This is a genomic window from Alicyclobacillus shizuokensis NBRC 103103, from assembly GCF_001552255.1.
GTDB classification, from domain to species: domain Bacteria; phylum Bacillota; class Bacilli; order Alicyclobacillales; family Alicyclobacillaceae; genus Alicyclobacillus_G; species Alicyclobacillus_G shizuokensis.
This window is the reverse complement of the sequence record NZ_BCQV01000035.1, coordinates 19328-32170: the sequence shown is the minus strand read 5'-3', so window position 1 is coordinate 32170 and position 12843 is coordinate 19328. Positions and strand designations below refer to the sequence as shown.

11 protein-coding genes are annotated in these 12843 nt (G+C 57.7%); 8 read left to right on the top strand and 3 right to left on the bottom strand.

The features are described from left to right. Nucleotides 1–55 precede the first annotated feature (55 nt). From gcvT to glyA, 6 genes are all read left to right on the top strand, one after another. Nucleotides 56–1198, top strand: a complete 1143-nt coding sequence (gene gcvT, locus ASH01S_RS13330) for a glycine cleavage system aminomethyltransferase GcvT (protein ID WP_083517156.1) — start codon at nt 56–58, stop codon at nt 1196–1198. A 35-nt stretch (nt 1199–1233) separates the two neighbouring features. Beyond that, entirely contained in the window at nt 1234–2586 is a 1353-nt protein-coding gene (gcvPA, locus tag ASH01S_RS13325) for an aminomethyl-transferring glycine dehydrogenase subunit GcvPA (RefSeq protein ID WP_067928947.1), read from the top strand. Continuing rightward, complete coding sequence (gene gcvPB, locus ASH01S_RS13320; RefSeq protein WP_067928946.1) at nt 2583–4049, top strand: aminomethyl-transferring glycine dehydrogenase subunit GcvPB; 1467 nt, start codon at nt 2583–2585, stop codon at nt 4047–4049. Before gcvPA ends, gcvPB begins: the two co-directional genes overlap by 4 nt. Before the next feature lie 17 nt (nt 4050–4066). Further along, nucleotides 4067–5074 (top strand): L-serine ammonia-lyase, iron-sulfur-dependent, subunit alpha, encoded by a 1008-nt coding sequence (sdaAA, locus tag ASH01S_RS13315; protein WP_083517155.1) that lies wholly within the window; start codon nt 4067–4069, stop codon nt 5072–5074. Beyond that, a complete protein-coding gene (gene sdaAB / locus ASH01S_RS13310; protein ID WP_067928945.1) occupies nt 5052–5720 on the top strand; it encodes an L-serine ammonia-lyase, iron-sulfur-dependent subunit beta in 669 nt (222 codons plus the stop codon). Before sdaAA ends, sdaAB begins: the two co-directional genes overlap by 23 nt. 62 nt (nt 5721–5782) lie before the next feature. Beyond that, nucleotides 5783–7012: a serine hydroxymethyltransferase gene (gene glyA / locus ASH01S_RS13305; RefSeq protein WP_245629077.1), complete on the top strand. Its 1230-nt coding sequence runs from the start codon at nt 5783–5785 to the stop codon at nt 7010–7012. A 385-nt stretch (nt 7013–7397) separates the two neighbouring features. On the opposite strand, the gene ASH01S_RS13300 is transcribed toward glyA, so the two are convergent. Continuing rightward, entirely contained in the window at nt 7398–8849 is a 1452-nt protein-coding gene (locus tag ASH01S_RS13300; RefSeq protein ID WP_067928944.1) for a DUF6179 domain-containing protein, read from the bottom strand. Continuing rightward, entirely contained in the window at nt 8846–9319 is a 474-nt protein-coding gene (locus tag ASH01S_RS13295) for a DUF6323 family protein (RefSeq protein ID WP_067928943.1), read from the bottom strand. Before ASH01S_RS13295 ends, ASH01S_RS13300 begins: the two co-directional genes overlap by 4 nt. 326 nt (nt 9320–9645) lie before the next feature. On the opposite strand from ASH01S_RS13295, the gene ASH01S_RS13290 reads away from it, so the two are divergent. Continuing rightward, the gene (locus ASH01S_RS13290) at nt 9646–9927 is read left to right on the top strand and encodes an autorepressor SdpR family transcription factor (RefSeq protein WP_067928942.1); all 282 of its coding nucleotides are present in this window, start codon (nt 9646–9648) and stop codon (nt 9925–9927) included. A 112-nt stretch (nt 9928–10039) separates the two neighbouring features. Here the strand turns inward: ASH01S_RS13290 and ASH01S_RS13285 are convergent, their stop codons facing one another. Further along, a complete protein-coding gene (locus ASH01S_RS13285) occupies nt 10040–11677 on the bottom strand; it encodes a M20/M25/M40 family metallo-hydrolase (protein ID WP_067928941.1) in 1638 nt (545 codons plus the stop codon). A 260-nt stretch (nt 11678–11937) separates the two neighbouring features. On the opposite strand from ASH01S_RS13285, the gene ASH01S_RS13280 reads away from it, so the two are divergent. Further along, on the top strand, nt 11938–12759 hold the full coding sequence (locus ASH01S_RS13280; protein ID WP_067928940.1) for a basic amino acid ABC transporter substrate-binding protein: 822 nt from the start codon (nt 11938–11940) through the stop codon (nt 12757–12759). Nucleotides 12760–12843: the final 84 nt, after the last annotated feature.

The following is a 12843-nucleotide window of genomic DNA, read 5'->3' as shown; positions in this document are numbered from 1 at the left end:
ATGTGCCTTTCTTGTTTGTGTACCTAATGATGCGCGAAAGGCGGGGAAGGCCGCCATGCGAACAGGAGGGAGTGGCGTGTCTAGCCTGAAACGGACCGTTCTGCATCCATTATATGTGGAATACGGCGCAAAACTGGTGGATTTTGGCGGATGGGAGATGCCCGTTCAGTTTGACAGCATCCTCAAGGAACATGAGGCCGTGCGTGGCGCGGCCGGTTTGTTTGATGTGTCACACATGGGGGAATTCGAGGTCGTCGGGCGCGAGGCGCGGTCATTCTTGCAGTCGATGGTGACCAACGACCTGTCCAGACTCGTTCCCGGGCGTGCGGTCTATTCGCCGATGCTGTATGAACACGGGGGTACCGTGGACGACCTGTTGGTCTACTGTCTGACGGACGAGCGGTACCTGCTTGTCGTGAACGCAGCCAATATCGACAAGGACTATGCCTGGTTGTCAGAACATGCAACCGGGTATGCGGTGTCTGTCAGGAATCGGTCGGATGAGTGTGCATTGTTGGCGTTGCAAGGTCCGCGAGCTGCATCGATTCTGCAGCGACTGACCTCCGTGTCCTTGGCCGCCGTACGGCCGTACCGCTTTGTCATGGGCGAAGTGGACGGGGTGCAGGCTCTTGTCTCCCGCACCGGGTACACGGGCGAGGACGGTTTTGAAATCTACGTCCCACCGGAATCGGCGCCTACTTTGTGGCGGAGGCTGCTGGCCGTGGGTGAGGCGGACGGGCTGCTTCCCTGTGGATTGGGGGCGCGTGACACGCTGCGGCTGGAAGCCGCTCTGCCGTTGTATGGGCATGAGTTGGACACGGATATCACACCACTCGAAGCCGGTCTCCACCGCTTCGTCAAGTTCGACAAGGGTGATTTCATCGGGCGCGCGTCCCTGATCACCCAGCAGGAGACGGGACCGGCTCGGGAACTGGTGGGGCTGAGACTGCTGCACCGAGGCGTGCCGCGGGCGGGTCAGGCGATTGTGGCGCTGTCCCACGGTTGCACCGCACGCGAGGGCACGTGTATCGGCAGGGTGACCTCGGGAACGCATTCGCCGACCCTGCACCAGGGGATTGCCTTGGCGCTCGTGGATGCCGGATGCGTAAAGATTGGCAGCCAAGTCGGCATCGACATCCGGGGGCGCGCGACCGTCGCCGAGGTGGTGAAAATCCCCTTCTATCGGCGAGCGCGCTAGGCGTGGATAGAACGAGTATGAGGGGTGAAGGACGCTTGGCAAACTTCAGCTATCTTCCGCACACCGATGAAGACAGGCAAACGATGATGGACTTTCTCGGTATTTCGGATATCGGGGAGTTGTTCGCCGACATCCCCGAGTCGGTGCGTCTGAAGCGGCCGCTTCAACTGCCCGATGCCATGTCCGAGTTGGAACTGTTTCGTCACATGCAGGGACTGGCCCAACAAAATCAGGACCTTGATCAGCTGGTGAGCTTTCTGGGAGCCGGCGCCTACGAGCATTATCAGCCGAGCGTTGTGGAGGCGATACTCGGCCGATCCGAATTTTACACGTCCTACACGCAATACCAGCCAGAGGTCAGCCAAGGGATGCTGCAGGCCATCTTTGAGTATCAGACCCTGGTGGCGGAACTCACGGGCATGGATTTGGCCAATGCGTCGATGTACGACGGGCCGACGGCGCTGGGCGAAGCCGGCATGGTGGCTTGTACCCACACGCGTCGCAACCGGTTGCTGCTGGCCGGCACGCTTCATCCCGAGTATCGCCAGGTGGTGGCGACCTACGCCGGCGGCCAGTCGGTGGAGCTGGTGGAGATTCCGCATCAGGATGGGCGTATCGACCTTGAGCAGCTGCAATCGCTGTGCGATGAGACGACAGCGGGTGTGTTGGTGCAATACCCGAATTTCTTCGGCCAGTTGGAAGACCTGGCCCGCATCGCGGACATCGCACATAGAGCAGGGGCGCTGTTGGTCGTCAGCGCGTACCCTGTTGCCTTGGGATTGCTGGAGCCGCCGGGGCGGCTGGGCGCGGACGTGGTGGTTGCGGAAGGGCAATCGCTCGGCAACCGGTTGAGCTTTGGCGGGCCATACTTGGGCATGATGGCCGCGCACCGCGACCTGATGCGGCGCCTGCCGGGACGCATCGTGGGCGAGACGGTGGACGCAGACGGGCGGCGGGGATACGTCCTCACGCTGCAAGCGCGGGAACAGCACATCCGCCGCGAAAAGGCGTCTTCCAACATCTGCTCAAACCAGGCCTTGAACGCCCTGGCGGCAACGGTCTATCTGACGTACATGGGACCACAGGGCATGCGTGAGTTGGCGCTCCAGAACTACCATAAGGCGCACTACCTGAGGCACTGTCTGGAACAGGTTGATGGTGTGCAGGGCGTCTTTTCCGGTCCCTTTTTCAACGAGTTCGTCGTGCGGCTGCCGCGCCCGGTCGCACCCGTACAGAAGCGCCTGCTGGCCGAAGGTTTCTTGTTCGGGCTGGACCTGGGCCGGTTCTATCCGGAGTTGCAAGACTGTGTGCTGCTGACGGTAACCGAAGTGCGCACGCGCGCCGAAATCGATAGCTTGGTGCAGCGGGTGAAGGAGGCGCTTGTATGACCGACGTGACCAAGCAGACGGTTCCCCTCGTGTTTGAGCGCAGCCGGCCGGGACGCACCGCTTACACGCTGCCGGCCTTGGACGTACCGGAGTTTGACGCGGCGAGCGAATTGGGCAGCTACTACCGCCAGGATGCGCCTCGTCTACCCGAGTTGAGCGAATTGGATGTGGTTCGCCACTTTACGGCCCTGTCCACGCGCAACCACGGCGTCGATTCGGGCTTTTATCCGCTCGGCTCGTGTACGATGAAGTACAACCCAAAGCGTAACGAAAAGGCGGCCGGTTTGCCTGGATTTGCCCACATCCATCCCTATCAGCCTGAGGAGACGGTGCAAGGGGCGTTGGCATTGATGCACCGCTTGCAGCGGGACCTGATGGAGATCACCGGTATGGATGCGGTCAGCCTGCAGCCGGCGGCTGGCGCCCAGGGGGAATGGACCGGCCTGTTGATGATTGCCGCGTACCATCGGGATCGCGGGGAAAAACGGGACAAGGTCATCGTTCCCGACTCCTCCCACGGAACCAATCCGGCCAGTGTGACGATGGCGGGGTTGAAGGCTGTGACGATTCCCTCGGACGCAGATGGAAATGTGGATCTGGCAGCCCTGCGCACTGCGGTCGGTCCGGACACGGCGGCGCTGATGTTGACCAACCCGAGCACACTCGGCTTGTTTGAGACCCAGATTGAAGAGATTGCCCGCATTGTCCACGAGGCGGGTGGCCTACTGTACTACGATGGGGCCAACGCCAACGCCATCTTGGGTTACACCCGCCCCGGCGACATGGGATTCGACGTCGTGCACCTGAACCTGCACAAAACCTTCTCGACGCCCCACGGGGGCGGTGGCCCAGGGGCCGGTCCGGTGGGTGTGAAGCAGTTCCTGGCGCCGTATCTGCCAATACCCACCGTAGAACAGGACGCCGATGGGCGGTATCGATGGAATTGGGATGTACCCCGCTCGATTGGCAAGGTCAAGGGCTTCTACGGCAACTTCGGCGTCTTGGTGCGCGCCTACGCGTATATCCGCACGATGGGGGCTGAAGGACTCAAACAGGCGTCCGAATCCGCGGTGTTGGCGGCCAATTACGTGATGCGGCGACTGGAGAATGCCTACCACCTACCGTTTGATCGGGTGTGCAAGCACGAGTTTGTCCTCTCTGCCGTACGCCAAAAGAAAAACGGGGTGAAGACGCTGGATATCGCCAAACGCGTACTGGATTTCGGTATGCACCCACCAACCGTCTACTTTCCGCTCATCGTGGACGAATGCATGATGATTGAGCCGACGGACACGGAGAGCCTGGAGACACTGGAGGAGTTTATCGCGGTCATGCTGCAGATTGCCGACGAGGCTCAGGAACACCCGGAGGTCGTCAGATCGGCGCCGCACACGACGGTTGTGGGTCGGTTGGACGAGGTGCAGGCGGCCAGGCAGCCGGTGCTCCGCCATCGATTTGAGTGAAATCGAGGTGTTGGAGAGTGTCCTTTACCAGCCTTTCTCAACTGGCGCGGCAGGCGGAAGACAGGGGCCTGTCGATTGCTCGTCTGATGATGTCCGTCGAAGAGCAACAATCGGGGCTCGACGAAGACCAGCTGATGGCCAAGATGGCGAGCCAGTTTGCGGTGATGGAACAGGCGGTGCGCAAAGGTATCCTGGAACCGGAGCGCTCGCGCACGGGGCTGACTGGACAGGATGCGGCGCGCGTGCACACCTACCTTGAACGCGGCGCCAGTTTTGTGCCCCCGGAGCCCCTGCGGGCGATGGCGTACGCGTTGGCGGTGTCGGAAGTCAATGCGGCGATGGGGCGCATCGTGGCTACGCCGACAGCGGGCGCTGCGGGAATCTTGCCGGGGGTTCTGGTAAGCCTCCTGGACTCCGGTCGGTATACGCGAGACCAGCTGGTGTGGAGTCTGTTTACGGCCGCAGCGCTGGGGCTCGCCATCGCCAACGCGGCCTGCATTTCCGGCGCGGCCGGCGGCTGCCAGGCGGAGGTGGGGTCTGCCACCGCCATGGCCGCCGGGGCGTTGGTCGAACTGGCGGGCGGATCGCCGCAAGCGGCGGTGCATGCGGCGGCTTTGGCGTTGCAAAACTCACTCGGGCTTGTGTGCGATCCGATGGCGGGACTGGTCGAGGTCCCTTGCGTCACGCGCAACGGTTTACACGCCATCACCGCGCTGGCAGCGGCCGACATGGCGTTGGCGGGCGTCCGCAGTGTCATCCCGCCCGATGAAGTGGTGGACGCCATGCGTCAGATTGGCCAGGAGATGCCCGTGTCATTGCGTGAGACTGGACTGGGCGGCCTGGCGGGGACGCCGACGGGGCGAGCGTATCGGGTCAAGGTGTTTGGCGAGGACGAACTGCTTGATAGCGGGGCTTCGTCGGGGCGACCACAGTCGGGTCTGGCGCGTCCCTGTGACGCCGCCTCGGAGGAACAAAGCTCGGCCCGCGACGGGAGGGTGACCGGTGAAATACAACAGCGCCTTTGAAATCATCGGTCCGGTGATGGTGGGTCCTTCCAGTTCGCATACGGCGGGTGCGGTGCGCATTGGCCGTTTGGCGCGGGAGGTGCTGGGAGAGCGCCCGACCCAGGTCCGGTTTGAATTGATGGGCTCCTTTCTGGCCACCTATCGCGGTCACGGGACCGATGTCGCGCTGCTGGCCGGGGTGCTCGGGCTGGACACGGCGGATGCGGATGTCAGAAGGGCCCGGGATCTCGCCCATGAGGCGGGGCTTGCTTACGAGTTCGCCGCGGGCCGAGCGGAGCACCATCACCCGAACACCGTGCGCGTGGTGCTGGCGGGCGCCACCAGAGCGACCGCTCTGGTGGCCAGTTCCATCGGCGGGGGAAAGGTCGAGGTGATAGAACTGGACGGCCTGCACGTCAGGTTCACAGGTGAACGTTTCACGCTAATCTTGTATCATGTGGATGAACAGGGGTTTCTCGCTCGCGTATCGCGCCTGTTGGACGAGCGTGGCTCCAACATTGCGCGCCTGAGTTTGGAGCGGTGGACAAAAGGTGGCGACGCGGTCACAGTGTGTGAGGTGGATCAGCCTGTCCCAGCTTCGGTGCTGGCGGACTTGCGGGCCGGCATCAGGGGGGTGCGCGATATCCGCGTCGTCTCGGTGCTCTAATGCGTGCGTGTGCGGCGATGGCCCGATCACGAGGGGGAAGGCATGTGACGTTTTTGAACCAGATGGATGCGGACGTGGCCGCGGCTATGCAGGCCGAGTTGGAACGGCAGCGGCAAAAGATCGAACTCATCGCTTCGGAGAACTTCGTCAGTCGGGCCGTGTTGGCGGCCATGGGAACCGTTCTGACCAACAAATACGCTGAAGGATATCCCGGGCGTCGTTACTACGGCGGCTGCGAACATGTGGACGTGATCGAGCGGATTGCCATCGAGCGGGCGAAGGAATTGTTCGGCGCCGACCATGCCAACGTGCAGCCGCATTCGGGAGCCCAGGCCAATGCGGCCGTTTACTTTGCGGTTCTCAACCCGGGGGACACCGTGTTGGGGATGAACTTGGCGCACGGCGGCCATCTAACGCATGGGAGCCCAGTCAATTTTTCGGGCAAGACCTACCGGTTTGTGCCGTATGGAGTCGATGCCGCCAGCCAGCGGATTGATTATGATGAGGTGGAGCGGCTGGCCGAGGAGCACCGGCCGCGGTTGTTGGTCGCGGGCGCCAGCGCCTATCCGCGGGTCATCGACTTTGCGCGGCTGCGGGCCATCGCCGACAAGGTGGGGGCGTTGTTGATGGTGGATATGGCCCACATCGCCGGTCTGGTGGCCACGGGCCATCATCCGTCGCCGGTGCCGTACGCAGACTTTGTGACTACCACCACGCACAAAACGCTGCGCGGGCCGCGAGGCGGAATGATCTTGTGCAAGGCAGAGCACGCGAAAGCCATTGACAAGGCGGTGTTCCCAGGCATTCAAGGTGGGCCGCTGATGCACATCATTGCCGCCAAGGCGGTGGCGTTTGGCGAGGCGCTGCGCCCCGAGTTTCGCCAGTATTCACAAGCGGTGGTGGATAACGCCCAGGCTCTCGCTGACGCGCTGTCCACGCGGGGATTTACGTTGGTATCCGGGGGAACGGACAATCACTTGATGTTGATTGATTTGCGCAACGTGGGCTTGACGGGCAAGGAAGCAGAACGACGGCTCGACGAGGTGGGCGTGACCGTAAACAAGAACGCCATACCGTTTGACCCGGAAAAGCCGAACACGACCAGTGGCATTCGCCTGGGCACTCCCGCCGTCACCACGCGCGGCATGGACCAGCAGGCCATGGCGGAGATAGCCGACATTCTGGCCCTCACACTGAAGGACGGGAGCGAATCGGCATTCGCCGCCGCGCGGCAGAAGGTGGGGGCGTTGTGCGCGCGTTTCCCATTGTACGACGGGCTGGCCTATGTTTAAGCCGTAAAACTTGGCATGACAGAGGGGGGCTGTCCCTAAACCCATCGTAAGATGGGGGAGGGGACAGCCCCAGTTGTGTTTGGTGATTTGTTTTTCAGCATTTTGTGCGAAAAGGCAGTCCTTCCTACCCTAATAAGGCCGCCTTCTTCATCAGATTGTGAGCTAAACTTGCGAGTCCGATTTCGATGGGCGTCTTGAATAGGGTTACTCGCCTTTCGTACACTGCTTGTTCATTGCACTCGGTGGCTTTCTCGTCAAGAAGAAACCACTGAATTTACACCATCACCTAAGACTGTAACGTGCAAAGAGGCAATGGAGTGATTGGAGTAAAATGGGTGCCCATTCCAGCTTCGGATGCGGTTGTTTCATGCTTTCCCGTCCCGTATCAATTGAACTTGATGTCTTCATAGCAGATGGAATCGATCAGTTGCTCAATCGTATGGACCCGGGAAGGACTCAAACGCTTCATGAACTCAATGAGATGTACTTGCCAATCGAATTCGGCCCGTTTCTTCTGGAACACGATGGTTCGCAGTTCGGTGTCTCCACCCCGCAACTCTTCGTAAAAGACGATTTTCGACAGGATTGCAAGCTCCACGTCGCCAAAAGAGGCATATAGCGCTTCGTACTCATCTCCATAAAGGCAGTCACTTTCCAACAGATCTAAGTAATCGTGTAGGGAGGAGAAATTCGATTTGATAAGTCGGATTTTCTCCTCCTTCGTTTCGCTGCGAATCACTTCGTCGAGCAGTTGTCTCAACCGGACATCGCTCATTCTGTTGCTTGTATGGATGGACATGACAACGGGTTTGATTTTCTCTGGTCTATCCGTAATGATCACGGATTGTAGGTTGTCGTGTTTAGCTGCGTTGAGAATACGTCCTATCAGTTCCCTGCTACATTGATTCATATAATCGACCGTCTGAGGGTCATGGATTTGCAATGCGTATTGGAGACGCTTCAGAGACGTATGAATCATTTTTTCGATCCCGCGCGCATCCGATTGGCTGAGCATCCGTTCCAACCGTTCGAATTGATGCGCTGAAATTTGAACTTGGTCGGCGTCACCCCCTGATAGGATGGAGAACAAGGAGTTGTGAAGACACAGTTCAAAAATGTTGAATAACTCGATCCGGTAATCAAATCTATGCAACCGTCCGAAACTCTCCATGATATGAATCAGAGCTTTTGGGTTAAATCTCGAGCAAAATTCATTCTCAAGTTGCAGACGCTCCAAATAGTGCTTCATGTAGAAGACACCCTGCAAGCGCATGTTATCCATCGCCAAGGGATAATCAATGCTCGCCATTGTGTTATGGGCTTCGAATAGGATGTTGTATTTCTTTATAAATAGGGGTAACGATTCATCAATCGTCGTGTTGTAGGCAGCGACCGGAACGTCTAGCTTATGTTGCTTGACTTCTTTATAAAGTGACTTTACCTCTTCGAGGCATTGACTGACTCGCTCCACCCCTCTTTCATAGAGTTTCACAACGTCGCTTGTTTTCAAGTAGGTGATTGCTTGATTGGGATGCTCAAAATTCAATAAATCAGCGTCCACGGCATACAGGATGGACGTTAGGATGCTTTCCGCTGTGTCAGTCGCAACGGACGAGCTTTTTCCCTGTGTGTACCGCCGAATCAGGTCCTGCAAGATAACCATCAACTTATATTGGATGCTATAAACTTCCTGATGGCTTAACAGGCCAATGCGCTGTGCTTCGTTCAAGAGGGAGAGCGTATACTGATGCTTGTTCAGCCGTGATGGATTGATATCGTTCGAGGACGTTAGTGACTGGTTATCACTTGCGGCATAGCCCGCGTCGCCAGGTATCACGATTCATCGTCTCCTTCCTTCAGATACTCTTGACGCATGGTCTGGATTCTGAAATTCTCAGCGAACTCTTCAAGGTTGTTTCGTAACAGTTTCAGGGAACCCGCGCATTCGTCGTCAAAGTATTCTTTCATCATCGCGATCAACTTGAAATCGCCGATCTTGTCTTCAGTCTCGTTTTTTAAGTAATAGAAAATCTCGTGAAGTTCATTCAGTGTCGAGAGGTAGTTCTCTTGACAGATATACGGGGACGTGGAAAAAACTTCAATGAGTTCTTTCGTGGCTTCAATTCCCAATTCCACTCGCCCGTAACTGTACAGAACTTGAGTTCTGGCCGTCATCAAGTCCTGAATGTCACGAGGGGTTAGCTGCAGGTTGTACGCCATGGTCCTTTCGTTTAGGGAGAGCAGTTCTGTTACATACGGCATTTGAGTTGCAATGCTCATGGAGTTGAGGAAGCGGGACAGTAACATGTGGCTTCACTCCCGTGAAGATCAAATTCTTGGCACACAAGCGTTCAAATATCCATTGACATCGGATATAAATTGTGATACAATAAAAAATTGATATATAAATTTTGTGGTGTGTATTTTACCGCACGTTCATGGCAGTGTCAATGGATTTCGGAGTTTTATCGTGTGCGTTTGTAACTCGCATATGCGCTTTGACGGTATGGATGCGTGGATTCCGCGACATTCGCCCATTCAATGTTTAGCCATTTAGCTATATAATCAAGTATGGAAATTGAAGGTGCCCGCACATCGGGGGAAGGAAGGTCTGTGATGGACGATGAAGTCCGATGAATGAGGGGATTTTTAAGGCGATGTCCGATCCGACACGCAGGAAGATCATCGAATTGTTGAAGGATGGACCAAAAACGGCCGGCGAGATAGCAAGCCACTTTTCACATGCTCAGCCAACGATTAGTCGTCATTTGAATGTGCTCAAGAATGCGCATGTAGTTGTTGATCAACGGGAAGGCACTTTTATTATTTACAGGCTCAACACTACAGTTCTGCAAGACTGGCTTGCATGGCTTATGAAGCACTTTGGAGGTGAGAACAACGATGAGAAAGAGTAATGCAATTCCGTGGTGGGAATCTATGCTTGTCGCCGTTGTTCTGGGATTTGCGGCGAAAAGGAACTCGCGCCGCATGGTCTGAGCAGGACCTATGCGGCGCTTTCAACATGGTTCAATCAGGGGAACTCAGCAGCTCTGTGATTGTGCAGTGCAGGAGATCCAGCGTGATGTGCCAGGCGCTGTCCGCATGCAGCCGCTCCCCGACCTGGTGGGCGTCCCGCCCGAGTGGCCCCAGGTTGAGAACGGGCGCCACCACCCGCGACATGTCCGATAACGGCAGGTCGTAGCCCCGGTTCCAGATAGGCATGTTGGCGACAATAGCCTCCATCTCCTGTTCAGACTGCTGCAGTCCGATATAGCTGAGGTCGGAAATGCCCGGAAAGTAATGCTTTCGTTGGAGACTCACCCCGTGGCGGGACTGGGCGTATTGGGTGAGGGCTTCCAGTACTCGCTCCACCCGCGGATGTCCGGATGAAGACACAGCCGGATAGAACGGAGGCGCAAAAAACAGTACCAACATCGGCGCCAGTTCCGGACAGAGATTGGCGACGGCCTCTGCGCACAGGACGCTCTGGGTGCGTGCATCGAGCGATGCCGGCTGCGAGGCCAAGGCTTGTTCTGTCGCGTCTGTGAGCGCGGTCCGCCCATGCTTCGCCAACGCGTACTGGCACAACTCTCGATAGCTCAGGGTGCGGATGTGAACCTCTGCACGTCGCGCTGGGGCCGCAGGTGAAGAGGCCAGACGATCCCGATAGATAGATTCCGCGTTCCTGGCCGCCTGCCGCAGCAGGGCCAAGAGCTGTCTTTCCACTTCCAAGCCCGAACGGCGCAGGATGAACAGGTTGGCAAAAACGATGGCGCGGTGAGGGATTTTGACTGAGTATTGCTGCTTTAGATCCGCCTGCCACAGCACGGTGGGCGGAGGCGAAGCTTCCATCCCATGCTGGTCGCACAGTTCGGGATTCACCTCCAGTTTTGTGGCCACGGTGGAGGCCAGCAAGGTGGCGTTGATTCCGGAACAGGGCTCGCCGACGTGCGCCTCCTTTCCGCAACAGAGAATGCCCGGCAGGACCTTGCCGACGGATCCCGAATACACCACGTGGTCATGGCTGCCGACGGGCGACGAGAAGACCGGTTCCGAGTTGAGCACGCAGCGGTAGATTAACCCGCAGCTGTCGGCCAATTTTCGCAACGCGGGAACCATCGTCCGCATGCCAAGGGAATTGGCTTCCTCATCCGGCACGGTGACGAGCAGCACGTTGCCCGGAAATGCGCCGAGGGTCGCTCGCTCGAGGAGTGTCAGGTGGAGGGCTAAACCGCCTTTCATGTCCATGCTGCCGCGGCCAGCGACCCAGCCCCCGCCCTGGACCTCGCCCTGGACCTCGCCCTGCACGTCCGCTGGGGCGCAGTCCTCCTGCATCAGGACCTGTGTCATCCGCTGAATGTCGAAGGCGCACGTTTGCCAGGGGCCAAACTCATCCACCGGTACGACGTCAAAATGGCTCAACAGAATCACGGTCTGTGGAGATTCAGGGACACTCCGAGCCAACGCGGTCAAGGCGTATCGGCCGTCTCCAGTCGGCCAGGTTCGCAGGTGTTCTGGATGCGCTTGAAAATAGGGAAGCTGGCTCAATAACAAATGAATATACAGAATCATTTCGCGTTCGCCCGTCGATCCGGTGACGCTGGGGATTGCCACCAGATCGCCAAGCAGCTTTTGCCACGCCTGCTGGTCTTGCCAATATGTCATGTCATCCCATCCCATCCCACAATCAGATCTGAAACGGTTCAGGCTGTCTTTGACAAGATACCACGGATGGGACCCGCAGGAAACAAGAACTCATGCATAACTATTGATCAAAATGAATAGGTTCACTATAATCCACACAGGGCAGGCCGCGACTTCATGGGTTCGCGCCCGTCTCGGCAGGGAAACAAAGGGACGTGTCGAAAATGAGGAACGTTGCCTTGACCAATAGTCAGACAAGTCAACAAGAGAGGGGATCAAATGTGAAAAAGACGGGTGCACTCGCCGCGGCTATGGCTGTCGCTGTGGCGCTGGCCGGCTGCGGAGCGCAGACCAACAGTGGTTCCAACACCAGTTCCGGCAGTGGACAGAAGCAAGACACCATCGTGGTGGCGAGCAACGCGACGTTTCCTCCGTTTGAGTATGCGCAGAATGGGAAGATTGTCGGGTTTGACATCGACATGATCAAGGAGATCGGCAAAGCCGAGCACCTGAACGTGCAGATCAAGTCGGTCTCCTTTGACGGCATCATTCCCGCATTGCAAGCGGGATCGGTGGATGCGGCAGTGGCCGGCATGACGATTAAAAAGGACCGAATGCAGAATGTCAACTTTTCCAATGCCTATTATCGTTCGGGGGTCTCGGTGCTGACGAAGAAGGGCTCCTCGATACACAATCTGGCGGATTTAAAAGGCCACGTGGTGGCGACGGAAACAGCAACCTCGTCCGTCGACGTGTTGAAGAAGGCGGGCATCACGAATATCAAACAGTTTTCGATCACTCAGGACGCCTACAATGCCCTGGAGAGCGGCGGCGCCGATGCGGTCGTATTCGACAACCCTTCGAACGTGTTGTTCGCCAAGTCGCACCCGGACGTCCATATCGTGGGTGGGTTGTTGACGGGCGAATACTATGGCATCGCCGTGAGCAAGAAGAAGCCGGAGTTGTTGAAGGAGATCAACGACGGCCTGAAGAAGATCCAAGAGAACGGGGAGTACAAGAAGCTGTTTGACAAGTACTTCAACGGCGACGAGCGGGGCATGGTGAAAGGCGTGGTGAGTCCCGCTTCTGTCGCCGTCCAATGAATCAGCCCCAAGGCTCGGTTTCCTTTTGGCAGTCGGGCGTGTGCGTATCGAAACTGAGGACGCAGGTTGGGATGGAAAGGCGCA

Excerpts from the sequence above, each read along its gene's own strand:
- gcvT (WP_083517156.1), top strand. The coding sequence starts at position 56 with ATGCGAACAGGAGGGAGTGGCGTGTCTAGCCTGAAACGGACCGTTCTG.
- gcvPB (WP_067928946.1), top strand. The coding sequence starts at position 2,583 with ATGACCGACGTGACCAAGCAGACGGTTCCCCTCGTGTTTGAGCGCAGC.
- glyA (WP_245629077.1), top strand. The coding sequence starts at position 5,783 with ATGGATGCGGACGTGGCCGCGGCTATGCAGGCCGAGTTGGAACGGCAG.
- ASH01S_RS13295 (WP_067928943.1), bottom strand. The coding sequence starts at position 9,319 with ATGTTACTGTCCCGCTTCCTCAACTCCATGAGCATTGCAACTCAAATG.
- ASH01S_RS13290 (WP_067928942.1), top strand. The coding sequence starts at position 9,646 with ATGAATGAGGGGATTTTTAAGGCGATGTCCGATCCGACACGCAGGAAG.
- ASH01S_RS13285 (WP_067928941.1), bottom strand. The coding sequence starts at position 11,677 with ATGACATATTGGCAAGACCAGCAGGCGTGGCAAAAGCTGCTTGGCGAT.